This is a genomic window from Rhodococcus sp. HM1 (assembly GCF_023218075.1).
Classification (GTDB): domain Bacteria; phylum Actinomycetota; class Actinomycetes; order Mycobacteriales; family Mycobacteriaceae; genus Rhodococcus.
The window spans coordinates 88,210-113,143 of record NZ_JALPTB010000004.1; the positions used below are offsets into that span (position 1 = coordinate 88,210).

The following is a 24,934-nucleotide window of genomic DNA, read 5'->3' on the forward strand; positions in this document are numbered from 1 at the left end:
ACGCTGTCTCAGAGCGCTGCCGCGATCCGATCGCCGACCTCGCCGGTCACGATGGGGCCGGTGCCGCGTGCGGCGAGATCCGCCTCGACGGCCGCTTCGATGCGGGCCGCGTCGTCCTCACGACCGAGGTGACGCAGCAGCAGGGCCGCCGACAGGATCGCCGCGGTCGGGTCTGCGATTCCCTTGCCGGCGATGTCCGGGGCGCTGCCGTGCACCGGTTCGAACATCGACGGGTTGGTGCCGGAGGCGTCGATGTTGCCGCTGGCGGCCAGGCCGATGCCACCGGTGACCGCACCGGCCAGGTCGGTGATGATGTCGCCGAACAGGTTGTCGGTGACGATGACGTCGAACCGGCCGGGATCGGTGACCATGTAGATCGTCGCGGCGTCGATGTGGCAGTACGCCGTCTCGACCTCCGGGTACTCGGCGCCGACCGTCTCGACCGCGCGGGTCCAGATGGCCCCGGCGTTGGAGAGCACGTTCGTCTTGTGGATGAGCGTCAGGTGCTTGCGGCGGCTCTGCGCCAGCTCGAACGCGTAGCGCACGACGCGCTCGGCGCCGAACCACGTGTTGATCGACACCTCGGTGGCGATCTCGTGCGGGGTGCCGACGCGGATAGCGCCACCGTTGCCGGTGTACGGGCCTTCGGTGCCTTCGCGAACCACGACGAAATCCATCTCCGGGTTACCGGCGAGCGGCGACGCCGTTCCCGGGTACAGCCGCGACGGACGCAGGTTCACGTGGTGGTCGAGAGCGAACCGCATGTTCAGCAGCAGTCCACGCTCCAGGATGCCGGGGGTGACCGACGGGTCGCCGATCGCGCCGAGCAGGATCGCGTCGTGTTCGCGGATGGCGGCGAGGTCCGCCTCCGGCAGGAGTTCACCGGTGGCGTTGTACCGGCGAGCACCGAGGTCGTATTCGGTGGTCTCGAGGTCGGGCACGAGCTTCCGCAGCACCTTCAGTGCTTCGGCCGTGACCTCGATACCGATGCCGTCACCGGGGATGACCGCAAGCTTCATGGGCTCTACTCACTTCCTTGTGCGACGGTGGCCGCGACCGTGCAGACGGTCGCGGCCACCGGGGGGTGAAGCACGGGATGGATCAGGACAGATCGACCTGCGCGACGCGGGCGTCGAGCTTCTCGACGATCTGGGCGACCTCGGCGTCGCCGACCACGCGGTCCACGCGCAGGATGACGGTGGCACCCGACCCCTCGACGTCCTGGCTCAGCGCAGCGGCCTGGATGTCGATGGACGCGTTGCCGAGGATCGTGCCGAGGATGCCGAGCACGCCCGGACGGTCCTCGTAGTGCACGATGATGTTGTGGCCCTCGGCGCGCAGGTCGAAGCTGCGGCCGTTGATGTTGACGATCTTCTCGACCTGCTGCAGGCCGGTCAGCGCACCCGCGACCGCGGTGACGGAGCCGTCGGCGGCCACGGCACGCACCTCGACGGCGCTGCGGTGCGTCTGCGCCTCGCTGTGCTTGTCGACCTCGACGCTCACGCCGCGCTGCTCGGCGAGCTGCGGAGCGTTGACGAAGGTCACGGCCTCGTCGCTGCTGGCGGAGAACAGGCCGCGCAGAGCCGCGAGCCCGAGGATGTCGACGTTCTCGGCGGAGAGCTCACCGCTGACGACGACCTGCACGTTCTGCACGGCCTCCGGCGAGAGCGTGCCGGCGAGCAGGCCGAGCTTGCGGACGAGCTCGAGCCACGGTGCGACCTCTTCGCCGACCGGGCCGCCGGAGACGTTGACGGCGTCCGGCACGAACTCGCCGGCCAGGGCCAGCAGCACGCTCTTGGCGACGTCGGTGCCGGCGCGGTCCTGCGCCTCGGCGGTGGAGGCACCCAGGTGCGGGGTCACCACGACGTTGTCCAGCTCGAACAGCGGCGAGTCGGTGCACGGCTCGGTGCTGAACACGTCGAGGCCGGCGCCGCGAACCTTGCCGGAGACGAGCGCGTCGTGGAGCGCGGCCTCGTCGATCAGGCCACCGCGGGCGGCGTTGACGATGATGACGCCGTCCTTGGCCCGGGCCAGACGCTCGGCGTTGATCAGGCCGGCGGTTTCCTTCGTCTTGGGCAGGTGCACCGAGATGAAGTCGGCGCGCTCGACGAGCTCGTCGATGTCGACCAGCTCGATGCCGAGCTGCGCGGCGCGCGCGGCGGGCAGGTAGGGGTCGTACGCGATGACCGTGGTCTCGAAGGCGGCGAGGCGCTGCGCGAAGAGCTGGCCGATGCGGCCCAGGCCGACGACACCGACGGTCTTGCCGAGGATCTCGGTGCCGTTGAAGCTCGAGCGCTTCCAGGTCTTCTCACGCAGGGTGCGGTCGGCGGCCGGGATCTGACGCGCGGTCGACAGCAGCAGCGAGACGGCGTGCTCGGCGGCCGAGTGGATGTTCGAGGTCGGCGCGTTCACGACCATGACGCCACGCTCGGTGGCGGCGGGGATGTCCACATTGTCCAGGCCGACACCGGCGCGGCCGACGATCTTGAGCTTCGTCGCGGCGGCGAGCACCTCGGCGTCGACGGTGGTGGCGGAACGGACGAGCAGGGCGTCGGCGTCGGGCACAGCCGCGAGAAGCGCGGGGCGGTCCGGGCCGTCGACCCAGCGCACCTCGACACCGTCGCCGAGCGCATCGACGGTCGATTGCGCGAGCTTGTCGGCGATCAGGACAACGGGACGGCCATTCTGGCTCACGTGCGAACTCCCTGTGGTTGATTGTCTGCGGGCGTCGACGGCGCGCACACCCTTCTCGGCACGCGGCACAGCCGTGACAGCGTCGAGTTTAGAACCCCCTACCTCCGCGTGGGTGCGCGACCCGGGGTTGTCCTACCAGGTGGTACGAAACGCCTCGATCGGTGTGATGCGACTCCCGGCGCACGTCGGAGGTGATTTCGATTACGCCGGGCCGGCGGGAGCCCTCGAGTTCGTCTCGTATGCCCGAATCCGATTTCACGAGAAATCGCTCGCCCGGTGCATGATTCGCGAAATCTCGGTCGAGTGTTGTTCTCGCGCTGGATGTTTCACCGATCAGTACTGTCCGGTTCGCCGGCCGCGCGTCGCTGTTCCCGGAACGCGGTGACCGCCGCGCGCACGGTCGGGTGAAAGTGTGTCGCGTCGAACCGATCCCCCACCCCGAACTGCACCAGTTTGTCCTTGATGGGGCCTTTCATCGCCGCGAACGCCAACCGGATTCCCTTGCTCGCCAGATAGCGGTCCAGGTCGACGAGTTCGTCGACGGCGGTGGTGTCGAGGCCGGTGATCGGTTCGGCGGCGATCACCACCCACTCGACGGGCGTCGGCGCGTGCGCCACCAGTTCCCGCACGTGGCGGTCGAGGAGATCACCGTTGGCGAAGAACAGCGGGGCGTCGAACCGCGCGATCACCAGTCCCGGAATCCGATGCCCCTCGGGATGCCGGGTGATGTCGTGGAGGCCCGGAACCCCGTCCAGTTCCACCAGTTCCGTGCGATAGGGCTGCCACGCTCGGACCACGACCGTCAGCAGGGACAGCCCGATAGCGACCAGGATGCCTTCGAGCACCCCGACGAGCGCGACTCCGAGGAACGCCGCGACGGCGAGACCGGCCTCGACGCGGCTCATCCGCCACATCGTGACCAGACCCCGCACGTCGATGAGCGCCGCCGCCGCGACCAGCACGACCGCGGCGAGCGCGGCCTGCGGCAGGTACGCCGTCAGACCGGGCACGAGCAGCACGAACGCGAGCACACCGAGGGCGCCGACGACGCCCACGAGCTGGGTCCGCGCACCGTTCTGCTCCGCCACCGGTGTCCGGGAAGAACTTGCGGAGATCGGGAATCCGCCGAACAATCCGCCGGCGATGTTGGCCACGCCCATCGCCCGCATCTCCGCGCTGCCGTCCACGTCGGCGCCGCGCCGGGCGGCGAACGTCCGGGACAGCACCGCGGTGTCGGCGAAGGCGATGAGGGCGATCGCGACGGCGGGACCGAGCATGGTGACCACGTCGTTCCACCCCACCCCGCCGAAGGACGGGGCGGGCAGGCCGCGGGGCAGCGCACCGACCATTGCGATGTCGTCGCCGAGACCGAGCAAGGCGGACAGCGCGATCGCGCCGACAACCGCAACGAGCACCCCGGGTATCCGGATCCGCAGCATCCGGCACGTCACCATGACGGCCAGCGAGCCGACGCCCACGGCGGTGGCGAGCAGGTCGATGCCTCCGGTGACCGCTTCCCCGGCGACGGTGCCGATCCGGCCGAGTACGTCGTCCGCATCGACGTCGATGCCGAGCAGCGTGGGCAACTGTCCGATCACGACGACGAGCGCGATGCCGTTGAGGTATCCGATCCGGATCGGCTTGGACAGCAGATCGGTGACGAAACCCAGACGCAGGAACCCCGCGACGAGCAGGACGGTCCCCACGAGCACGGCGAGCACACCGGCCAGTGCGACTGCCCGCTGCGGATCACCGGAGGCAGCGGCGAGCGGGAGCACGGCCGCCGCGATCAACGGGGCCAGAGCCGAGTCGGGGCCGAGCACGAGCACCCGGGACGGCCCGACGATCGCGTACGCGAGCAGCGGCACGATCGTCGCGTAGAGCCCCGTGTACGCGGGCAGCCCCGCCGCGGTCGCGTACCCCATGCCCGCCGGGATCAGCAGCCCGATCAGCGCGAGGCCGGCGGTGACGTCCGGGCGCAACCACTCGCGACGGTAGGTGCGGACCGTGACGACCCCCGGCAGTCGATCGAGGCCCAGGCTCCAGGACATCGGCACATTATCCACCGAACACACCGGCGTATCCGCCACGAACGCCGCCGGCCCGGCACCCGAAGTCGGGTGCCGGGCCGGCGGAGAACGAAACTGCTTACGCGGTCTCGGTGATCGGGCGATCGACCCAGCTCATCAGGTCGCGCAGCTGCTTGCCGACGACCTCGATGCCGTGCTCGGCGTTCTGCTTGCGCAGGCCCTCGAGCTCCTTGTTGCCGTTCTCGACGTTGGCGACGAGACGCTTGACGAAGGTGCCGTCCTGGATGTCCTTGAGGATGTCCTTCATGCGCTCCTTGGTGCCGGCGTCGATGACGCGCGGGCCGGAGAGGTAGCCACCGAACTCGGCGGTGTCGGACACCGAGTAGTTCATGCGCGCGATGCCGCCCTCGTACATGAGGTCGACGATGAGCTTGAGCTCGTGCAGGCACTCGAAGTACGCCATCTCCGGGGCGTAGCCCGCCTCGACGAGGACGTCGAAGCCGGTCTTGACGAGCTCCTCGGTGCCACCGCAGAGGACGGCCTGCTCACCGAACAGGTCGGTCTCGGTCTCTTCCTTGAAGGTGGTCTTGATGACGCCGGCGCGGGTGCCGCCGATGCCCTTCGCGTAGGACAGGGCCAGAGCCTCGCCCTCGCCCTTCGGGTCCTGGTGGATGGCGATGAGCGCGGGCACGCCCTTGCCGTCGACGAACTGACGACGCACCAGGTGGCCGGGGCCCTTGGGGGCGACCATGCCGACGGTGACGAACTCCGGAGCCTTGATCAGCCCGAAGTGGATGTTCAGGCCGTGGCCGAAGAACAGCGCGTCGCCGTCCTTCAGGTTCGGCTCGATGTCGTTCTTGAAAATCGACGCCTGCGCCGTGTCGGGGGCGAGCAGCATGATCACGTCGGCCCACTCCGAAACCTCGGCGGGGGTTCCGACGGTGAGGCCGGCTTCTTCGGCCTTGGCCCGCGACTTCGAGCCTTCCTTGAGACCGATGCGCACCTCGACGCCCGAGTCACGCAGGCTCAGCGAATGCGCGTGCCCCTGGCTGCCGTAGCCGATCACCGCGACCTTGCGGCCCTGGATGATCGACAGATCGGCGTTGTCGTCGTAGAAAAGCTCGACTGCCACAGTTCCTACCTCTTTCAGCAATTGGGGTGTGTTCAGGCTAACGGGTGGCCGTGATCGACTTGGGACCACGTCCGACGGCGACGACACCGGACTGCACGATCTCGCGGATGCCGTACGGCTCGAGCATCCGCAGAAGCGCGTCGAGCTTCGAGCGGGTGCCGGTGGCCTCGATGGTCAGCGACTCCGGAGAGACGTCGATCACCTTGGCGCGGAACAGGTTCACCGTCTCGATGACCTGGGTGCGGACGCTGGCGTCTGCACGGACCTTGATGAGCACGAGCTCGCGCGCCACCGACGCCTCGCCCTCCTGCTCGACGATCTTGATGACGTTGACCAGCTTGTTGAGCTGCTTGGTGACCTGTTCGAGCGGGAACTCGTCGACGGTCACGACGATCGTCATGCGGGAGATGTCGGGCACCTCGGTTCCCCCGACGGCGAGGGATTCGATGTTGAATCCTCGCCGCGAGAACAGGGCCGCGACACGGGCCAGCACGCCCGGCTTGTCCTCGACGAGAACGCTGAGGGTGTGACTCGTGCTCACTGACGATCCTCTCCTGCTGCGGAATCGGTGGCGGCCTGCTCGCGGTTCATGGCCTCGTGGATGACGGCGGGCTCGGCGGCGGCCTCGTCGTCGTCGAACAGCGGGCGGATGCCCCGCGCCGCCATGATTTCGTCGTTGCTGGTGCCGGCGGCGACCATCGGCCACACCTGGGCGTCCTTACCGACGATGAAGTCGATGACGACCGGGCGGTCGTTGATGGCCTGGGCCTGGCGGATGGCGGGCTCGACGTCCTCTTCGTGCTCGACCCGGATGCCGACGCAGCCGAGGGCCTCGGCGAGCTTGACGAAGTCCGGGATCCGGACCTCACCGTGGGTACCGAGCTCGGTGTTCGAGTAGCGCTGGTCGTAGAACAGCGTCTGCCACTGACGGACCATGCCGAGATTGCCGTTGTTGATGAGCGCGACCTTGATCGGCACACCCTCGACGGCGCAGGTCGCGAGTTCCTGGTTGGTCATCTGGAAGCAGCCGTCACCGTCGATCGCCCACACCTCGGCCTCGGGCTTGCCCATCTTGGCGCCGAGGGCGGCCGGCACGGCGTAGCCCATGGTGCCGAGACCACCGGAGTTCAGCCACGTACGCGGCTTCTCGTAGTCGACGAACTGCGCAGCCCACATCTGGTGCTGGCCGACGCCGGCGCAGTAGATGGCGTCCGGACCGGCGAGCTTACCGACGGCCTGGATGACGTACTGCGGCGACAGGGAACCGTCGGCGGGACGGTCGTAGCTCAGCGGGTAGGTGCGACGGATGTCGTCGAGGTATTCCCACCACTGCGCGTAGTCGAGCTTGGTGCCGGTGGCCAGATCCGCACGGATCGCCTCGACGAGTTCGACGAGGACCTCGCGGCAGTCGCCGACGATCGGGACGTCCGCGTGCCGGTTCTTGCCGATCTCCGCGGGGTCGATGTCGGCGTGGATGACCTTCGCGTCCGGTGCGAACGAGTCGAGCTGACCGGTCACGCGGTCGTCGAAGCGGGCGCCGAGCGTGACGAGCAGGTCGCTCTTCTGCAGCGCCGCGACCGCTGCCACGGTGCCGTGCATACCCGGCATGCCGCAGTTGAGGCGGTGGGTGTCGGGGAACGCGCCGCGCGCCATCAGGGTGGTGACGACAGGAATGCCGGTCAGTTCGGCGAGCTCGAGCAGCTCGGCGGACGCGTCGGCCTTGATGACGCCGCCACCGACATACAGCACCGGGTTCTTGGCCTCGGCGATCAGGCGCGCGGCCTCGCGGACCTGCTTGCCGTGCGGCTTGGTCACGGGACGGTAGCCGGGCAGGTGCATCTCCGGCGGCCAGCTGAAGGTGGTCTGCGCCTGCAGGATGTCCTTGGGGATGTCGACGAGCACGGCGCCGGGGCGGCCGGACGCGGCGATGTAGAAGGCCTCGGCGAGGATGCGCGGGATGTCGGCGCCGTCGGTGACGAGGAAGTTGTGCTTGGTCACCGGCATGGTGATGCCGGAGATGTCCGCTTCCTGGAAGGCGTCGGTGCCGATGAGACCGCGGCCGACCTGGCCTGTGATCGCGACGATCGGGACGGAGTCCATCTGGGCGTCGGCGAGCGGGGTCACGAGGTTGGTGGCGCCGGGGCCGGAAGTGGCCATGCACACACCGACCTTGCCGGTGGCTTGCGCATATCCGGTCGCGGCGTGACCGCCGCCCTGCTCATGACGAACGAGGACGTGACGGACCCGCTTGGAATCGAACAGCGGATCGTAGACGGGAAGGATCGCACCACCGGGGATGCCGAAGACCGTGTCGACCTCGAGCTCCTCGAGGGCTCGGACGACCGACTGGGCTCCGGTGACCCGCTCGGGCGCGACCTGGCGGCGAGTTCCGGGCTGCGCTGCGGCGGCTGCGGTAGTCGGGGTGGACCCCGGCTTTCGCGGCGAGGGTTGAGGCCGTGCGGTTGGTGCGCTCACTGCGAATTCCTCTGATTCTGGCTCCGGGCAACAAAAAACCCTCGTCAGCATCTGCTGTACGAGGGTGGCGCGTCGTGGGCGAGTTGCGGTATGCGGCTCAGGCGACGACGCGCCGGCCGATTACGAGCAACCCATTCTTATTCACGCGCTAGACGGTAGGCGCGCGCGAAGCAGACAGTCAACTTGGTTCGGTCGTCTGTCCCAGAATGTGAGATGCCTCGGCTGCAATGCGAAGATGGTGAGGTGTCATCCTCCCAGCAGCCCGTGCCACCGCGTTCATCATCCCACACGCCGGAATCGGCGACGCGCGTCATTCGGATTTCCCGATTGTCGCTGCTCGCGTGCGGCATCCTGCTCCTTGCGGTGGCCTCGCCCGCGATGGCCTGGCCCGCGGCATTCTCCTGGATGCTGGTGATCCCGTTTCTCGTGCTCGCGTGGATCCTGCGCGTGCGCACCGTCGTCGGACCCGACGGCATCACTGCCCGCGCCACGTTCTCGACGACCCGCATCGGGTGGGGCGCACTCGCGGGAATCCGCTTCCCCAAGCGCGGCTGGGCGCGCGCGACCCTCACCGACGGATCCGAGGTTCCGCTTCCCGTCGTCACGTTCGGCCGGCTCCCCGAGCTCGCCGAGGCCAGCGGCGGGCGCATCACCGATCCGTATGCCGCGGCCGACGCGGCCCGCAGCGCCGAGGACCGCAGTACCGAGGCGACAGCGGAAGACTCCGCGGCCGAGTCGGATGACGCATCGAAATAGCACAACGGTAAATTCGAAACCGCTGCACCCCGGCCCCTGCCGCAGCCCGGCAGCCGGCCCGACAGCCGAAGGCGCAGCCACCCGCCCTGTGAAGGAAACCTGCACATGCCCCCGTTGAGGTCACGCACCACCACCGTCGGACGCAACGCCGCCGGTGCCCGCTCCCTGTGGCGCGCCACCGGTCTGACCGACTCCGATTTCGGCAAGCCGATCGTCGCGATCGCCAACTCCTACACGCAGTTCGTGCCCGGACATGTCCACCTCAAGGACGTCGGCGAGATCGTCGCCGACGCGGTCCGGGCCGCCGGTGGCGTCGCCCGCGAGTTCCACACCATCGCCGTCGACGACGGCATCGCGATGGGCCACGGCGGCATGCTGTACTCGCTCCCGAGCCGCGAAATCATCGCCGACTCGGTCGAATACATGGTGAACGCCCACACCGCCGATGCGCTGGTGTGTATCTCCAACTGCGACAAGATCACCCCGGGCATGCTCAATGCGGCCATGCGCCTGAACATTCCGACGATCTTCGTCTCCGGTGGTCCGATGGAAGCGGGCAAGGCGGTCGTCGTCGACGGTGTCGCGCACGCCCCCACCGACCTGATCACCGCGATCTCCGCGTCCGCGAGCGAGTCGGTGAGCGACGCGGGCCTCGACGAGGTCGAGCGCAGCGCCTGCCCGACGTGCGGTTCGTGCTCGGGCATGTTCACCGCGAACTCGATGAACTGCCTCACCGAGGCGCTGGGCCTGGCGCTGCCGGGCAACGGTTCGACCCTCGCCACCCACGCCGCCCGCCGCGCGCTGTTCGAGAAGGCCGGCACCACGATCGTCGAGGCGGCGCTGCGTTACTACCGCGACGAGGACGAGTCGGTGCTGCCCCGCAACATCGCCACCCCGGCGGCGTTCCGCAACGCGATGGCACTCGACGTCGCGATGGGCGGTTCGACGAACACCGTGCTGCACACGCTGGCCGCCGCGCAGGAAGGCGAGGTCGACTTCGACCTCGAGACCATCGACGCGATCAGCCGCAAGGTTCCGTGCCTGTCGAAGGTGTCCCCGAACTCCGACTACCACATGGAGGACGTGCACCGCGCGGGCGGAATCCCCGCGCTGCTCGGTGAACTCCGCCGCGGCGGCCTGCTCGAGACGGACGTCCACACCGTGCACACGGCGAGCTTCGACCAGTGGCTCGACGACTGGGACATCCGGTCCGGCAAGGCCACCGAGGAGGCGCTCGAACTGTTCCACGCCGCCCCCGGCGGGGTTCGCACCACCGAGCCGTTCTCGACCGACAACCGCTGGGCCTCGCTGGACACCGACGCCGTCGGTGGCTGCATCCGTGACATCGAGCACGCCTACACCGTCGAGGGTGGCCTGTGCGTGCTGCGCGGCAACCTCGCCGTCGACGGCGCGATCCTCAAGACCGCCGGTATCGACGAGGACCTGTTCAGCTTCGAGGGACCGGCCCTGGTGGTCGAGTCGCAGGAGGAGGCCGTCTCGGTCATCCTCGGCAAGAAGGTGCAGCCGGGCGATGTCGTGGTCGTGCGCTACGAGGGCCCCGCGGGTGGTCCCGGCATGCAGGAAATGCTGCACCCGACGTCCTTCCTCAAGGGCGTCGGCCTCGGCAAGGTGTGCGCGCTGATCACCGACGGCCGCTTCTCCGGTGGCACGTCGGGCCTGTCCATCGGGCACGTCTCCCCCGAGGCCGCGTCCGGTGGTGTGATCGGTCTCGTCGAGAACGGTGACCGCATCCGCATCGACGTCGCCTCCCGCACCCTCGAGGTGCTCGTCGACGACGAGGTGCTCGCCGAGCGCCGCGCGAAGATGGAAGCCCGGGAGAACCCGTGGCAGCCGGTCGCCCGTGACCGTGTCGTGTCGAAGGCCCTGCGCGCCTACGCGGCGCTCGCGACCTCCGCCGACAAGGGTGCCGTCCGCCAGCTCCCGTAGCTCGTACTCGTGCGCGGTTTCGGTAGCTCCGGCTACCGAAACCGCGCACGAGCGCGTCAGCGCACGAAAAGCCAGAGGCACACGCCGCCGGCGACGCCGAGCAGCAGTGCCACGAACGATCCGATGAACGGGCGCGTCGCCCAGCCACGTGCTCCGTCGACGGCGATCCGGCCGGGACCGGTCAGCACGATCGCCACCGCCGCCGCGCCGAGCAGCACCTCGAACTCCACACCGGACTGCTCAGCCGCGAAGTACTGCAGCCCCGGTTCGAGGTGGTGTTTGAACAGCACGGCGTTGATCATGATCGCGACCACCGCGGCCGCCGCGAGCGGCGTCATCAGGCCCAGGACCAGCAAGGCACCCGCCGCGATCTCCCCGATCGCACCGACGATCGCGAGGATCTCCGAGTACCGGTAGCCGGCGCCCTCGACGAGCGCTTCGAATCCGTCGAGTCCGGGTCCATCCCACCATCCGGTGAGTTTCTGCAGCCCGTGCACGATCATGATGCCGCCGACGGCCAGCCTCAGGATCAGCAAACCGAGGTCGAGGGTGCCGCGCCGCACCTTCGGGGGCACAGCGGCAACCGGTTCCGGCTCCTCGTACGATCCCGGCGCGACCGGCATCTCCGGCCGATGGATCGGGTCGGTGGGGCCGTCGTACGCCCCGGCGGAGCGGGATTCGAACGACCTTTGGTCCAGGTCGAGGTCGTCGTCGGATTCGAGCATCGACGAACGTGGACGGTTCAGCTCGAGCGTCGGATTCTCGTACGGCGCCGGTTCCGGGACGGGGTCTTTCGCCTTGTCGCTCACGTGGTCCAGCGTAGGTCGCGCGGCGGGGAGCACCCGGGAACCGAGGAGACGCTCGGCGTGCCGGTAACGTTTGCGGCATGACGAGGGGTGCGCGGTTGAGGGGTTCGCGGCGACTGCCGACATTGGTACTGGCACTCGGCCTGTTCGCCACGGTCACGTCGTGCGCCCGGTTCGACGATGCGGCCACGACCCCGTTCACACCGGAACCGTCGTTCGACGGCGGCGCCGACATCGGCCCGCTCGAGCAGTCACCGACCACGTCGACGACACCGTCCGTCCCTCCGGTGCCTCCCGGCCCGTGTGTGGATCCGGACCCCGCGGTCGTCGCCACGTGCCTCGACACCACCGGGGGGCTCGTCACCGTGCCGGACGGCAGTTCCGCGTTCGTGGCCGAGCGGCGCACCGGGCGGATCCTGCAGGTCGCCCCCGGCACCGAACCCGTCGAGATCGCGACGATCCCGGTGGACGGCTCGGGCGACGGAGGCCTCCTCGATCTGACGCTGTCTCCCACCTACGGCGAGGACCGGCTGCTCTACGCGTACATCACCACACCGTCCGACAACCGGGTGGTGCGCATCGCCGCGGGCGACGTTCCCAAGGACGTGTTCACCGGCATCCCACGCGGCGCGAACGGTAACGCCGGCGCCATCGAGTTCGTCACCCCCACCGAGCTGGCCGTCCTCACCGGAGACGTCGGAAACCCTGCTGCCGCAACAGATCCCGCGTCACTGGCCGGGAAGCTGCTGCGCGTGCCGCTGCCCGCCCCTGGCGGTCCTGCCCCCGCACCGACGGTGGTGCTGTCCGGCATCGGAACGGCCGGCGACGTGTGCCGTGACCCGATCGGCAATCTGTGGGTCACCGACCGCACGCCGCTCGAGGACCGGTTGCAGCGGGTGGGGTCGGACGGTTCCGTCGCGGGCGCGCCGGTGTGGACGTGGCCGGACCGTCCCGGCCTCGCCGGATGCGCGGCCGGCCCCGATGCGGTGGCGATCTCGCTGACCGACGGCAAGGCGGTGTCGGTGGTCGCCACCGACCCGGGTACCGGCGCCGTCACCGCAGCCCCGGTGCTCGCGGCGCAGGACAGGTACGGGCGGCTGGGTGGCGCGTCGGCCGGTGTCGACGGGTTGCTGTGGGTCTCGACCGTCAACAAGGACGGTGGCCAGCCGGGGCCGAACGACGATCGCGTCGTGCGCATCCAGTTCCCGGCCGGTGGCGGCGGATTCGACTGAGTCGGAAAGACCGTCGGACGTCGCCGTCGCGCGTCCCGGAGAATCACCCTGGGCGACAATCGACGCGGTGGATGCGAATTCGCTCACGCTACAGCGTGGGCGAATTCCGAAACACGTCGTGAATTCGGGATTATTCGCAGCCTCAGCATCCCGCGTCGGACGGACTCACCGACTGCGGCCGATCGGATCGCTGGAGCAGCCCCGCGACCATCGGAAGTATCAGCACTGTGATCGCCCCGGCCGCAACGAGAATCGACGCACTGCCGTTCGTCATCTCCCCCGCCGAGACCGCGACCCCGGTGACGGCGACGATGAGCGGGAGCCCGGTCGTCGAGTACAGCGCGATCTGCAGTTGCTCCGCGGTGTCGAAGCGGGACTCGCGGTCGAGGCGTGCGGACACGAACACCGGCACACCCCGGACCAGAATCAGCAACAGCAGGAACGCAATCAGCACACCGGGTTTCTCGACGACGGCACCCACGTCGATCGCCATCCCGGAGGTGACGAAGAAGATCGGGATGAGGAACCCGTAGGCAAGTCCGTCGAGTTTCGTCTCGAGCAGCACGTCGCCGGTCGGAATCGCCCGGCGCAGGATGAATCCCGCGGCGAACGCGCCGAGGATCACGTCCAGGTCGAACACGACCGCGAGGGTGATGAGCCCGACGAGCAGCAGCATCGTCAACCGGACCGACGTCTGGGCGGTGGTCATCGAGGTGCGTCGCACGAATGCCAGGAACTGCGATCCTTCCCGCAGGATCCGCGGCGGCAGCAGTGCCACGATCACGGCGACCACCGCGAACGCCGCGAGGACCAGCAGGGATCCGAGCGCACCGCGCGCGCCCAGCAGCGTCGCCATCGCGATCACCGGCAACAGCTCGCCGACCGCTCCGTGGTTGAGCACCGACCGCCCGAGCGGGGTGTCGACGAGCCCGCGGTCCGCGAGGATCGGCAGCAGAGTGCCCAGCGCGGTCGACGTCAACGCGATCGCGACGGCGACCTCGGCATTCACGAGACCGGCCGCGCCGAGCACTGCGACGGTCGCCAGGGCCAGTGTCATGCACACGCACCACGTGATCAGCGCGCGGCGACCACCGCGACCGCGCAGCTCGGCGGGATCGATCTCGTAGCCGGCGAGCAGGAACAGCAGCCCCAGACCGAGTTCGCGGAGCATCTCGATCCCGCCGTCGACCTCGGCGAAGCCGAGCGCGTTGGGGCCGATGACGACCCCCGCGACGAGCAGCAGCACCACTTCCGGCACGAGCCGGCGAGGCACGGCTCCCGCGACGAGCGGCGCGACCACGGCCGCCACGACGATCCAGAACAGTGAAGTGGCGACTGCGGCATCCATGAACCGCTACGTTAGCGGCTCAAGATCAACTGCACGCGGCGATGACGAGTTCCTTGACGCGCGCCGGGTCGGCCTGGCCGCGGGTGGCCTTCATGACGTCGCCGACGATCTTGCCGGCCGCCTGGACCTTGCCGGAGCGGATCTTGTCGGCGATGTCGGGGTTCGCGGCGAGCGCCTCGTCGACCGCGGCCTGCAGTGCCGAGTCGTCGCGCACGACCTCGAGTCCGCGAGCGGCCACGACCTCCTCGGGTTCGCCCTCGCCGGCGAGGACACCGTCGACGACCTGCCGCGCGAGCTTGTTGGTGAGCTTGCCGTCGGCGACCAGCGCGATGACCTTCGCGACCTGCTTCGGGGTGATCGGCAGATCCGCGAGTTCGACCTCGCGGGCGTTGGCCTGCTGCGTCAGGTAGGCGACCCACCAGGACCGGGCCTCGGACGCGGGCGCCCCGGCCTCGGTCGTCGCGATCACCAGGTCGAGAGCACCGGCGTTCACCAGGTCGCGCATCTCCTCGTCGGAGACACCCCATTCCTTCTGGATGCGGGCGCGGCGCAGCCACGGCAGCTCCGGCAGGGTGCCGCGCAGTTCCTCGATCCACTCGGCGCTCGGAGCGACCGGCTCGAGATCCGGCTCCGGGAAGTAGCGGTAGTCCTCTGCGGTTTCCTTGCGGCGACCGGGCGAGGTCGTGCCGTCGGCCTCCTGGAAGTGGCGGGTCTCCTGGACCACCGTGCCACCGGCCACGAGCACCGCCGCCTGGCGGCGCATTTCGTAGCGGACCGCGACCTCGACGGACTTGAGCGAGTTCACGTTCTTGGTCTCGGTGCGGGTACCGAACTCGTCCGCGCCGATCGGGTTGAGCGAGACGTTGGCGTCGCAGCGCATCGAGCCCTGGTCCATGCGCACGTCCGACACGTCGAGGGCCTTCAGCAGATCGCGCAGCGCGGTGACGTAGGCGCGGGCAACCTCGGGGGCACGCTCACCGGCGCCGACGATCGGCTTGGTGACGATCTCGACGAGCGGCACGCCGGCCCGGTTGTAGTCCAGCAGCGAGTGGCTCGCACCGTGGATGCGTCCGGTCGCGCCGCCGACGTGCAGCGACTTGCCGGTGTCCTCCTCCATGTGGGCGCGTTCGATCTCGACCCGCCACGTGGTGCCGTCGTCGAGCACGACGTCGAGGTAGCCGTTCGTCGCGATCGGCTCGTCGTACTGCGAGATCTGGTAGTTCTTCGGCTGATCCGGGTAGAAGTAGTTCTTGCGCGCGAACCGGCCCCACGGGGTGATCTCGCAGTTCAGCGCCAGGCCGATGCGGATGGCGGATTCGACGGCAGCCTGGTTGACGACGGGCAGCGATCCGGGCAGGCCCAGGCACACCGGGCACACCTGCGTGTTGGGCTCGGCACCGAACGTGGTCGGGCAGCCGCAGAACATCTTGGTGGCGGTGTGCAGTTCGACATGCACCTCCATGCCCATCACGGGCTCGAACTTCGCGAGCACGTCGTCGTAGGCGAGCAGATCATCGGACATGGCGGCAGTCATGCGGTCGATTTTAGACGCCGCCACCCGACCCACTCACCACCACTCAGCCGAACAGAACCCGCATCTCCTGGTATCGCTCTTCCGGCACCAACTTGTGGTGCGCGAGCGCCTCGTCGAACCCGACGCGGACGATGCGGGTGCCGTGCAGCGCCACCATGTGACCCCAGTCCTCGTCGGCGACGAGATCGGTGACGGCCATACCGAGCCGTGTCGCCAGGACCCGGTCGAACGCGGTGGGCACTCCCCCGCGCTGGATGTGGCCGAGCACCGTCGCACGGGTCTCGATGCCGGTGCGTTCCTCGATCATCGGGGCCAGGATCTCGGCGATACCACCGAGGCGCGGACGATCGAATCCGTCGAGACCCTTGTGCGAGTGGGCCTCGGTCATGTCCGGCAGCGTGAAGCCCTCGGCGACGACGACCATCGGGGCACGACCGCGGTCGCGCACACTCGTCGTCCACGCGCAGATCTGGTCGATGCTCTCCGGGTGCTCGGGAATGAGGATCGCGTGCGCGCCGCCCGCGGTACCCGAGTGCAGGGCGATCCACCCGGCGTGCCGCCCCATCACTTCGAGCACCATGCAGCGTTTGTGCGAGTTACCGGTGGTGCGCAAGCGGTCGATGGCGACGGTGGCGATCTCGACGGCCGTGTCGAATCCGAACGTGTAGTCGGTGCGGCCGAGGTCGTTGTCGATCGTCTTGGGAACCCCGACGATCGGGATTCCTTCCTCGAACAGTCGTTTCGACGCCGCCGCGGTGCCTTCTCCGCCGATCGCCACCACCGCGTCGACACCGAGTTTCTCGAGGGTGCGGGCGATGTTCTGCGCGCCGCCCTGCGGTCCCTGATACGGCCCGAATCGGCTGGTGCCGAGGATCGTGCCGCCCTGGTTCGACAGGCCCCGCACCGAACTGCGGTCGAGCGGCATCGCATCGCCCTCGACGAGTCCGCGCCATCCGTCCAGGAATCCGACGAACTCCTGGCCGTACACGGTCTCCCCCTTCAGAACCGCGCCGCGGATCACCGCGTTGAGTCCGGGGCAGTCGCCGCCGCTGGTGAGAATCCCGACCTTCGTCATGTACGCCTCCGTTGCAGAGGATCCGTGTCGCTCCTGTCATCCTGCCCGCAAGCGGCGTGAGCGTCATCTCGATCGGCCACGTTGCCCCGCTGCAAAGTCTCACAGAGAGCCCGCGATCACGCTGAGCGGAACGCAACGCGCACTTACGGCGAGGCAACACACCGGTCACCGCGGCCCTCGACACTTTCTCCGATCCCACAGGAGGTTTGCCGTGTCCTATGTCCCACCGGCCGAGCTGGCCCGTGCAATGGTCGACGCCGGCCATAGCAAAGTCCTCACGTCCACCCGCGACACGCTGATCCGCGCGTTCATGGGCGGTGCGCTGCTCACCCTCGCCGCGGCCTTCGCGGTCACCGTGACCGTCCAGACCGGTAACGCCCTGCTCGGAGCGGCCCTGTTCCCGGTCGGTTTCTGCCTGCTCTACCTGCTCGGTTTCGACCTGCTCACCGGGGTGTTCACGCTCGCGCCGGTCGCGTACCTGGACCGCCGTCCGGGCGTGACGATCGGCGGCGTCCTGCGCAACTGGGGACTGGTGTTCGTCGGCAACTTCGCCGGGGCGTTCATGGTCGCTGTGATCATCACGTTCGTGCTCACCTACGGATATTCGATTCCGCCGAACGAGGTGGCCGAGAAGCTGATGACCATCGGCGAGTCACGCACCGTCGGCTATGCCGAACACGGCGCCGCGGGCATGGCGACGCTGTTCCTGCGCGGCGTGCTGTGCAACTGGATGGTCTCGACCGGTGTGGTCGCCGCGATGATGTCGAAGAACGTGACCGGCAAGGTTCTCGGCATGTGGCTGCCGATCATGCTGTTCTTCTACATGGGATTCGAGCACTCCGTGGTCAACATGTTCCTGTTCCCGTCCGGCCTGCTCCTCGGCGCCGACTTCACCCTCGTCGACTACCTCGTGTGGAACGAGATCCCGACGGTGCTCGGCAATCTCGTGGGCGGACTGGTCTTCGTCGGCCTGGCCATCTACACGACCCACGTCCGCACCCAGCCGAAGCGGGCCACCGTCGAGATCGCGCCCGCACCGGAGCGGGAGACCGAAACGGTCTGATCGCGAACACTTCCGCGGATAACGAAGGGGCCGGGCGTGGTCGGGACGCCCGGCCCCTTCGCGGTTCCGATCCGACCGTCACCCGGGCACGACCAGCCCCGACTCGTAGGCCACCACGACCGCCTGCGCGCGGTCCCGCAGATGCAACTTGCCGAGCACCTTGCCGACGTGCGTCTTGACCGTCTGTTCGGCGACGAACAACCGTTGCGCGATCTCCTGGTTCGACAGGCCGTGCGCGATCAGCTCGAGCACTTCCGTCTCGCGCGGGGTCAGCACGTCGAGCGCGGTGCTGCGACGGGGCGCGCGCCGGCGGGTCACGTCGGCGATGAGCCGGCGGGTGACCGTCGGCGCCAGCAACGCCTGCCCGTCGGCGACGACCCGTACGGCCCGGACGAGTTCGTCCGCCGGCGCGTCCTTGAGCAGAAACCCGCTCGCACCCATCCCCAGCGCCTCGTACACATAGTCGTCGAGGTCGAATGTGGTGAGCATCAACACTTTCGAGCGCGGCTCGCGTCGGTCGGCGAGGATGTGCCGAGCGGCATCGAGTCCGTTCATCTCCGGCATGCGCACGTCCATGAGCACGACGTCGGGCCGCAACCTCGCGACCTCGCTCACCGCGACCTTCCCGTCCGGGGCGTCCCCGACGACACTGATGTCGGGTTGCGCGGCGAGCAGCGCGCCGAAGCCCTGGCGGACCATGGCCTGGTCGTCGGCGATGAACACGGTGATGGGTGCGTGCGGCTCGGTCATCACCCCCACCCTAGGCGGCGGGGACGCGGGGCAGCACCGCCGACACCTCGAATCCTCCGTCGGGTCGCGGGTGCGCGTACAACCGTCCCCCGACCGACGCCGCCCGATCGGCCATGCCGCGGATACCGTTGCCGCCGCCGAGGTCCGGCCGGTCCACGGGACGGTCCCCGCGACCGGCCTCCGAGGCGCCGTTGCGCACCGTCAGGTCCACCCGATCCGGACCGCACACCACCTGCACGGACACCTCCGAGCCCGGCGCGTGCCGGGCCGCGTTGGCGAGCGACTCCTGCAGGATCCGGTACACCGCGAGTCCCGCGCTGTCGGACACCGACCCGGTGTCCCCGTCGATCCGTGCGGTGAGGTGCACCCCGGCGCGGCGGGACGCGTCGAACAGTTCGTCGATCCGGCTCAGCCCGGGCTGCGGAGCGTTCTCGGGCAGCATGCCGTCGCTTCGCAACACACCGAGCATGCCGCGGACCTCGTTGAGCGCCTCCCGCGCGTGAACGCCGATCGATTCGAATTCGGCGCGCACCTCGTCGGAGACGTCCGGCAGCCGGTACGGGGCGCTCTGCGCCTGCACCACGACGAGAGACATGTGGTGGGCGACGATGTCGTGCAGGTCGCGGGCGATGCGCGCCTTCTCCTCGAGCGCCGCGCGACGGGCACGTTCGAGTTCGCTGATCTCCTCCTCACGGGCCAGTTGCCGCCGGGACAGCACCAGCCAGCGCACGAGCAGCGCGAACGCCGCGATCGCGGCGAGCCCGATCGCCCAGCCCCACCCGTCGTTGCCCGGCAGGTAGACGAAGAACAACACGACGGTCGCGAGCCAGACGACGAGCACGATCCGGATCTCCTCGCGCAGACAGACCGCGACGAGCAGGGCGAGGAGCACCAGGATGTGGACGACCTGCCAGGGATAGCCGTAGTTCGGGACCCGGTCGAACGCCCACGGAACGATCATCGCCGCGACCGCGGAGATCGCCCACCCGAGCGCCGGCTGCGCCCGGATCAGCAGGAACGGGAACACCGCCAGCCCGGAGATGATCGGCATGAGCGGCGCCGGAACGTCGTGCGTGAGCTGGAGCGTCGGCCACGCGATCGCGTAGAGGATCAGGGTGGTCACGACGATCGCGATGTTCCACCAGCGTCCGCGACCGTACCGGACCGACAGGTCCACGCCGTGATGTACACCTTCACGCACCAACGAATTCACGGTTCCCACGCTAGGTACCGCAGCCTCCTCTGTCCTCATACCGTGGAGTGAGATCTCGCTGCTACCCCGGTATCGGGTGGTCCGCGGCGAACCGGTCCGTCGTGTGATCCGGACATCGGTACCGCGTTCCTAGCGTCGGCGTTCATGATCATCGGATCCGCGAGAGCCCGAGCCGCCACGACCGTCGGTGTTCTCGCCGCATACGTCTGGGTGGGTGCCGCCGGGTCGCCGGGAGCGCAGGACCGGTCCACCGCCGAGCATCCCGCCGCTGCGGCCACCGTGCTCGCGCTCGGATCGGGTGACACCGACACCGCGAGCGCCGCGTTCCCGCCCGACTTCGAGACGGCGATGCGGTACAGCCCGATTCGCGAACCCGGAGTCTCGGGCGAGCGACTCAGCGATCCACAGGGTTCGTGCTCGTCGCCGGTGCCGCTGCCGGCGCTGTTCGAACCGGCCTGCCGTACCCACGATCTCGGATACGACCTGCTGCGGTTCGCCCGCGACTCCGGCGGCGAACTCGGGCCGGATGCGCGCCGCGCGCTGGACCGTAACCTGACGCGGGACCTGCGCGAGGCCTGCGCGACGGAGCCGGACGCCGCACCGGGCTGCGTGATCGCCGCGGAGGTCGCATCCGTTGCGGTGCGGATCAATTCGTGGCGGCAGCAGTATCGGGCACCGAGTCCGGAATCGCCGCTGCCGATCCTGCTCGGGCTGGGCACGGCCGCTACGGCCGGAGCCGCAGGATTGCGGGTGCGGTCATGAGCGCAGCGGTTCTCGAAATCCAACGGCCCCATCATCTTTCGACGTACGCATCGATAGCGATCTGCCCGCGCGTCGCGACGACGACGGCGACGACCGTCGCAGTCTGCATCTCGCTGGCCCCGTCGCTGCTGCCGAGGCCCGCGGTCGTCCAGGCCGCCGTCACCGCCGTGTCCGTGCTGTGCGGCCTCGGGCTGCTCGCGGTGGCCCGGGCGCTACGGACGAGATTCCGGCCTGCCCCGGCCGTCGCGTCGGTCCCGGTCCGGTGGGGTGCGGTCGGTGCGGCGACCGGACTGTGCGGCGCGGCGACCCTCGCCGCGGACCGCTGGCAGAACGGGCTGCGGGACGCGATGGGCGTCCCTCCCGTCGGCGCCTCACACTGGGTGGTCGTCGTGACCACCGCCGTGCTGATCGTGGCTCTCACTCTCGGTGTCACCGCACGGATTCGTCGCATCGTGCCGGCGCGGGCACTGGCGGCGGTCGGCATCATCGCCCTCGCCGGATACACCGCCGCAACCGGATTCGCACCGACGGCCGCAGCCTCCCTCCCGCCGTCGCGGCTCCCGGCCGGAGTGTCGGGCGCACCGCAGTCGCTGGTGCCGTGGGACACCCTCGGCGAGCAGGGCCGCCGCTTCGTCGCTCTCGACAACGCCGGCCAGGCGATTCGCACCTACGTCGGTGTGGATTCGGCCCCGGATCCGCCGGCACGGGCCGCGCTCGCGGTGCGGGAACTCGACCGGGCCGGCGGATTCGATCGCGGGCACCTGGTGGTTGCGGTGCCGACCGGTTCCGGGTGGATCGACGCGAACGCGGTGGCCGGCTTCGAATCCGCCTACGGCGACGACGTGGCGTTCGTCGCGGTGCAGTACTCGTCGGCACCGAGCTGGGTGACGTTCGTGCTCGAACGCGACGCCGCGATCGACGCGGCCACGGCGCTGGTGGATGCGGTCCGTTCGCGCCTGGACACACTCGATCCGGCGGATCGGCCGCAGCTGCACGTGTACGGGCAGAGCCTCGGAGCGGTCGGTGCCGGTGCCGCGTTCGACGGACCCGCCGCGCCGGGAGCCTGCGAGGCCTTGTGGACCGGACCGCCTGCGGGCTCGGTGCGGCCGGACGGCGGGACCGTGCTGGCGAACTCCTCGGACCCGGTGATCCGGTGGCGGCCGTCGCTGCTGTGGTCCCCGCCGGACCTGTCCCGCGCCCGCGTCGACGCCCCGCTGCCCGCCTGGCTGCCGGTGATCGGCTTCCTGCAGACGACGGTGGATCTGCTGTTCGCGCTGGATGCGGCACCGGGTCACGGGCACCGCTACGGGCCGGACCAAGCCCGATGCGCTCCCTAGGTGCCGGTCGCCGCCAGGAAGTCCCCGATCGCCTCGGTGAGCTTCTCCGGCTGGTCCTCGGCCAGCAATGTGTAACTGTCGTCGATCTCGACGAGGCGGGAGTCCGGGAAGAGCTCGGCGAGACGGCGTCCGTGGTCGCGGGGCATCATCCGGTCCTCGGTCGCCCACACGATCAGCACCGGCCCGGTGAACTCCGCGGACTTCGCGGCGAGGTCGAGCAGTTCTTGCTTCGGCGGCGCGGACAACGCGTATTTCGCGAGATCGCGCCGCACGTCGCGATCGACCGCGGCCGGCCCGAACCAGGCGTCGTAGATCTCGTCGGGCACAGGTCGTTTGCTCATCCATCCCCACGTGCCGGGACCGCGCCGTCCCAGCTTGGTGCCCAGCACCGTCATCAGCACGCGGAATCCGCCGGGCAGACGAACCAGCGGGAGCAGCAGCTTGACGGGTCCGGGTGGATAGTTGTCGAACGCCTCGCAGGCGGTGAGCACGAGCCGGGACACGCGCTCGGGATTCGCGACGGCGAGGAAGATCTGGGCGCCGCCCCAGTCGTTCTGGACCAAAGTGACCTCGCGCAGGTCTAGGGCGTCGAGGAATTCCCCGATCAGGTGGCCCATTCCGATGAGCGTCAGGTCCGCGTCCGGGTGCATCGGTGTCCGGTGCGAACCGAGCGGCCAGGTCGGCACGATGCACCGGTATCTTCCCCGCAATTCCTCGACGACGTGCCGCCATCCGGACCCGTCCATGAGCAGCCCGTGGATGAACACCAGCACCGGGCCGTCGCCACCGGTGTCCTCGTATTCGATGGTCCCCGCCGAAAGTTCCACCTGGTTCACGCGATCCCCCTTCGCGGACAATGCGTCCCATAGTGGCAGAGATGACGTTGTCACGCAGGCGGATACACGACGGGCCCGGAACCTTACGATTCCGGGCCCGTCGGTGCGATCGGGTCAGACGAGGACCGGGCCGCGCGCAGCCTCGAAGGCCGCGCCGACGCGGTAGAGACGCTCGTCGGCGAGTGCCGGGGCCATGATCTGCAGGCCGACGGGCAGACCGTCGTCGGCGGACAGGCCGGACGGCACCGACATCGCGCAGTGGCCGGCCAGGTTGGTCGGCAGCGTGCACAGGTCGGACAGGTACATCGCCAGCGGATCGTCGACCTTCTCCCCGATCTTCCACGGGGTGAACGGGCTCGTCGGCGACACCAGGACGTCGACCTGCTCGTAGGCCTTGTCGAAGTCCTGTGCGATGAGCGTGCGGACCTTGAGGGCCTGGCCGTAGTAGGCGTCGTAGTAGCCCGACGACAGCGCGTAGGTGCCGATCATGATGCGCCGCTTGACTTCCTTGCCGAAACCGGCGGCGCGGGTAGCGGCCATGACCTGCTCGGCGCTCATGGTGCCGTCGTCGACACGCAGGCCGTACCGCATCGCGTCGAAACGCGCGAGGTTCGAGGAGACCTCGGAGGGCAGGATCAGGTAGTAGGACGCCAGCGCGTACTCGAAGTGCGGGCAGGACACCTCCACGACCTCGGCGCCGAGCTTGGTCAGGGTCTCGACCGCAGCGTCGAACGAGGCGATGACGCCGGGCTGGTAGCTTTCCGAGTGCAGTTCCTTGACCACACCGACGCGCAGGCCCTTCAGGTCGCCGGCAGCGCCCTGGCGGGCGGCCTCCACGACCGGGCGGACCGGTGCGTCGACGGAGGTGGAGTCGCGCGGATCGTGCCCGGCGATGACCTCGTGCAGCAGCGCGGTGTCGAGGACGGTACGGCCGCACGGGCCGCCCTGGTCCAGCGACGACGCGCACGCGACCAGCCCGTAGCGGGACACGGTGCCGTAGGTGGGCTTGGTGCCGACGGTCGCGGTGACGGCGGCAGGCTGACGGATCGAGCCGCCGGTGTCGGTGCCGATCGCGAGCGGGGCCTGGTACGACGCGAGCGCCGCGGCCGAGCCACCGCCGGATCCGCCCGGGATGCGGTTGGTGTCCCACGGATTGCGGGTCGGGCCGTACGCGGAGTTCTCGGTGGACGAGCCCATCGCGAACTCGTCCATGTTGGTCTTGCCGAGGATCGGGATCCCGGCCTGCCGCAGCTTGGTGGTCAGCGTCGCGTCGTAGGGCGCGACCCAGCCCTCGAGGATCTTCGACGCGCACGTCGTGGGCATGTCGGTGGTGGTGAACACGTCCTTGAGGGCGAGCGGCACACCCGCGAGCGGGGAGGCCGGAGCCTCGCCGGCGGCGACCGCGCGGTCGACCTCGGCGGCCGCGGCGAGCGCCTGCTCACCGGCGACGTGCAGGAACGCGTGGTACTCGCCGTCGACCTCACCGATGCGGTCGAGGTGGGCCTGGGTGACCTCGACGGAGGACACCTTGCCGGCGTGGATCCGCGACGCCAGGTCGGCGGCGGACAGGCGGGTCAGTTCGCTGCTCATTCGCCCTCTCCCAGGATCTGGGGAACCGAGAAACGGCCCTCCTCGACGACCGGTGCACCCGAGAGCGCTTCCTCCGGGGTGAGGCCCGGCACCACGACGTCGGGTCGGGTCACGTTGGTCACCGCGTTCGGGTTGGCCATCGGCGCCACGTCGTCCGCGGCCACTTCCGACACCGCCTTGACGTGGCTGAGGATCGAATCCAGCTGGCCGGCGAACTCGTCGAGTTCGGCGTCGGACAGCGCGAGCCGGGACAACCGGGCGAGGTGTGCGACCTCGTCACGGGAGATGGCAGGCACCTTCGGTGACCCCTTTCATGGGAGAACGAACGTCGCATCCAGCGTAGTGCGTGCCCGG

The 24,934-nt window shown here is 69.3% G+C and carries 21 protein-coding genes; 6 read left to right on the plus strand and 15 right to left on the minus strand.

The window, feature by feature from the left end:
- Positions 1-8: 8 nt before the first annotated feature.
- The 6 genes from M1M07_RS03725 to M1M07_RS03750 all read right to left on the minus strand — a co-directional run bounded on the left by M1M07_RS03725 (position 9) and on the right by M1M07_RS03750 (position 8,331).
- On the minus strand, positions 9-1,019 hold the full coding sequence (locus M1M07_RS03725) for a 3-isopropylmalate dehydrogenase (protein ID WP_197257344.1): 1,011 nt from the start codon (positions 1,017-1,019) through the stop codon (positions 9-11).
- A gap of 82 nt (positions 1,020-1,101) precedes the next feature.
- Positions 1,102-2,694 (minus strand): phosphoglycerate dehydrogenase, encoded by a 1,593-nt coding sequence (gene serA / locus M1M07_RS03730; RefSeq protein WP_197257345.1) that lies wholly within the window; start codon positions 2,692-2,694, stop codon positions 1,102-1,104.
- A 326-nt stretch (positions 2,695-3,020) separates the two neighbouring features.
- Positions 3,021-4,745 carry a SulP family inorganic anion transporter gene (locus M1M07_RS03735; protein ID WP_248673332.1) on the minus strand — a complete coding sequence of 575 codons (1,725 nt, stop codon included), beginning with the start codon at positions 4,743-4,745 and terminating at the stop codon, positions 3,021-3,023.
- A gap of 97 nt (positions 4,746-4,842) precedes the next feature.
- Positions 4,843-5,856 (minus strand): ketol-acid reductoisomerase, encoded by a 1,014-nt coding sequence (gene ilvC / locus M1M07_RS03740; RefSeq protein ID WP_197257346.1) that lies wholly within the window; start codon positions 5,854-5,856, stop codon positions 4,843-4,845.
- Positions 5,857-5,893: 37 nt separating this feature from the next.
- A complete protein-coding gene (gene ilvN, locus M1M07_RS03745; RefSeq protein WP_197257348.1) occupies positions 5,894-6,397 on the minus strand; it encodes an acetolactate synthase small subunit in 504 nt (167 codons plus the stop codon).
- Positions 6,394-8,331, minus strand: a complete 1,938-nt coding sequence (locus M1M07_RS03750) for an acetolactate synthase large subunit (RefSeq protein ID WP_248673333.1) — start codon at positions 8,329-8,331, stop codon at positions 6,394-6,396. The genes ilvN and M1M07_RS03750 overlap by 4 nt, the downstream gene beginning before the upstream one ends.
- A 264-nt stretch (positions 8,332-8,595) precedes the next feature.
- Between M1M07_RS03750 and M1M07_RS03755 the strand changes: the two genes are divergently transcribed.
- Positions 8,596-9,087: a PH domain-containing protein gene (locus M1M07_RS03755; protein ID WP_197257375.1), complete on the plus strand. Its 492-nt coding sequence runs from the start codon at positions 8,596-8,598 to the stop codon at positions 9,085-9,087.
- 105 nt (positions 9,088-9,192) lie between these two features.
- Entirely contained in the window at positions 9,193-11,034 is a 1,842-nt protein-coding gene (gene ilvD, locus M1M07_RS03760; RefSeq protein WP_248673334.1) for a dihydroxy-acid dehydratase, read from the plus strand.
- A gap of 56 nt (positions 11,035-11,090) precedes the next feature.
- Here the strand turns inward: ilvD and M1M07_RS03765 are convergent, their stop codons facing one another.
- Complete coding sequence (locus M1M07_RS03765; protein WP_248673335.1) at positions 11,091-11,843, minus strand: DoxX family protein; 753 nt, start codon at positions 11,841-11,843, stop codon at positions 11,091-11,093.
- Between the two features lie 77 nt (positions 11,844-11,920).
- On the opposite strand from M1M07_RS03765, the gene M1M07_RS03770 reads away from it, so the two are divergent.
- Entirely contained in the window at positions 11,921-13,072 is a 1,152-nt protein-coding gene (locus M1M07_RS03770; RefSeq protein WP_197257352.1) for a sorbosone dehydrogenase family protein, read from the plus strand.
- Positions 13,073-13,214: 142 nt separating this feature from the next.
- On the opposite strand, the gene M1M07_RS03775 is transcribed toward M1M07_RS03770, so the two are convergent.
- From M1M07_RS03775 to M1M07_RS03785, 3 genes are read right to left on the minus strand one after another with little or no spacing between them, the layout of a single operon-like run.
- Positions 13,215-14,420 carry a cation:proton antiporter gene (locus M1M07_RS03775; protein WP_248673336.1) on the minus strand — a complete coding sequence of 402 codons (1,206 nt, stop codon included), beginning with the start codon at positions 14,418-14,420 and terminating at the stop codon, positions 13,215-13,217.
- A gap of 25 nt (positions 14,421-14,445) precedes the next feature.
- Positions 14,446-15,954 (minus strand): Asp-tRNA(Asn)/Glu-tRNA(Gln) amidotransferase subunit GatB, encoded by a 1,509-nt coding sequence (gene gatB / locus M1M07_RS03780; RefSeq protein ID WP_197257356.1) that lies wholly within the window; start codon positions 15,952-15,954, stop codon positions 14,446-14,448.
- A 43-nt stretch (positions 15,955-15,997) separates the two neighbouring features.
- The gene (locus tag M1M07_RS03785; RefSeq protein WP_197257358.1) at positions 15,998-17,029 is read right to left on the minus strand and encodes a 6-phosphofructokinase; all 1,032 of its coding nucleotides are present in this window, start codon (positions 17,027-17,029) and stop codon (positions 15,998-16,000) included.
- Between the two features lie 211 nt (positions 17,030-17,240).
- Here M1M07_RS03785 and M1M07_RS03790 point away from each other — a divergent pair, with 211 nt between their 5' ends.
- The gene (locus M1M07_RS03790) at positions 17,241-18,092 is read left to right on the plus strand and encodes a formate/nitrite transporter family protein (protein ID WP_197257360.1); all 852 of its coding nucleotides are present in this window, start codon (positions 17,241-17,243) and stop codon (positions 18,090-18,092) included.
- Between the two features lie 78 nt (positions 18,093-18,170).
- Here the strand turns inward: M1M07_RS03790 and M1M07_RS03795 are convergent, their stop codons facing one another.
- Both M1M07_RS03795 and M1M07_RS03800 read right to left on the minus strand, forming a co-directional pair.
- Positions 18,171-18,842, minus strand: a complete 672-nt coding sequence (locus tag M1M07_RS03795; protein WP_248673337.1) for a response regulator transcription factor — start codon at positions 18,840-18,842, stop codon at positions 18,171-18,173.
- A gap of 10 nt (positions 18,843-18,852) precedes the next feature.
- Positions 18,853-20,046, minus strand: coding sequence for a sensor histidine kinase (locus M1M07_RS03800; protein WP_248673374.1), 1,194 nt, complete (start codon positions 20,044-20,046; stop codon positions 18,853-18,855).
- A gap of 153 nt (positions 20,047-20,199) precedes the next feature.
- On the opposite strand from M1M07_RS03800, the gene M1M07_RS03805 reads away from it, so the two are divergent.
- The gene (locus M1M07_RS03805; RefSeq protein WP_197257364.1) at positions 20,200-20,817 is read left to right on the plus strand and encodes a hypothetical protein; all 618 of its coding nucleotides are present in this window, start codon (positions 20,200-20,202) and stop codon (positions 20,815-20,817) included.
- A complete protein-coding gene (locus M1M07_RS03810) occupies positions 20,814-22,154 on the plus strand; it encodes an alpha/beta-hydrolase family protein (RefSeq protein ID WP_248673338.1) in 1,341 nt (446 codons plus the stop codon). Before M1M07_RS03805 ends, M1M07_RS03810 begins: the two co-directional genes overlap by 4 nt.
- Here M1M07_RS03810 and M1M07_RS03815 read toward each other — a convergent pair.
- The 3 genes from M1M07_RS03815 to gatC form a co-directional block, all read right to left on the minus strand.
- On the minus strand, positions 22,151-22,990 hold the full coding sequence (locus M1M07_RS03815) for an alpha/beta hydrolase (protein WP_248673339.1): 840 nt from the start codon (positions 22,988-22,990) through the stop codon (positions 22,151-22,153). The two genes, M1M07_RS03810 and M1M07_RS03815, sit on opposite strands and share 4 nt — an antisense overlap.
- A gap of 114 nt (positions 22,991-23,104) precedes the next feature.
- Entirely contained in the window at positions 23,105-24,580 is a 1,476-nt protein-coding gene (gene gatA, locus M1M07_RS03820) for an Asp-tRNA(Asn)/Glu-tRNA(Gln) amidotransferase subunit GatA (RefSeq protein ID WP_197257368.1), read from the minus strand.
- Positions 24,577-24,876, minus strand: coding sequence for an Asp-tRNA(Asn)/Glu-tRNA(Gln) amidotransferase subunit GatC (gene gatC, locus M1M07_RS03825; protein ID WP_197257371.1), 300 nt, complete (start codon positions 24,874-24,876; stop codon positions 24,577-24,579). Before gatC ends, gatA begins: the two co-directional genes overlap by 4 nt.
- Positions 24,877-24,934 lie beyond the last annotated feature (58 nt).

Bases quoted from the DNA above. Each gene is read 5' to 3' on its own strand.
- M1M07_RS03725 (WP_197257344.1), bottom strand. From the start codon at position 1,019: ATGAAGCTTGCGGTCATCCCCGGTGACGGCATCGGTATCGAGGTCACG.
- M1M07_RS03735 (WP_248673332.1), bottom strand. From the start codon at position 4,745: ATGTCCTGGAGCCTGGGCCTCGATCGACTGCCGGGGGTCGTCACGGTC.
- ilvD (WP_248673334.1), top strand. From the start codon at position 9,193: ATGCCCCCGTTGAGGTCACGCACCACCACCGTCGGACGCAACGCCGCC.
- M1M07_RS03770 (WP_197257352.1), top strand. From the start codon at position 11,921: ATGACGAGGGGTGCGCGGTTGAGGGGTTCGCGGCGACTGCCGACATTG.
- M1M07_RS03775 (WP_248673336.1), bottom strand. From the start codon at position 14,420: ATGGATGCCGCAGTCGCCACTTCACTGTTCTGGATCGTCGTGGCGGCC.
- gatB (WP_197257356.1), bottom strand. From the start codon at position 15,954: ATGACTGCCGCCATGTCCGATGATCTGCTCGCCTACGACGACGTGCTC.
- M1M07_RS03785 (WP_197257358.1), bottom strand. From the start codon at position 17,029: ATGACGAAGGTCGGGATTCTCACCAGCGGCGGCGACTGCCCCGGACTC.
- M1M07_RS03795 (WP_248673337.1), bottom strand. From the start codon at position 18,842: ATGACCGAGCCGCACGCACCCATCACCGTGTTCATCGCCGACGACCAG.
- M1M07_RS03805 (WP_197257364.1), top strand. From the start codon at position 20,200: ATGATCATCGGATCCGCGAGAGCCCGAGCCGCCACGACCGTCGGTGTT.
- M1M07_RS03810 (WP_248673338.1), top strand. From the start codon at position 20,814: ATGAGCGCAGCGGTTCTCGAAATCCAACGGCCCCATCATCTTTCGACG.
- gatA (WP_197257368.1), bottom strand. From the start codon at position 24,580: ATGAGCAGCGAACTGACCCGCCTGTCCGCCGCCGACCTGGCGTCGCGG.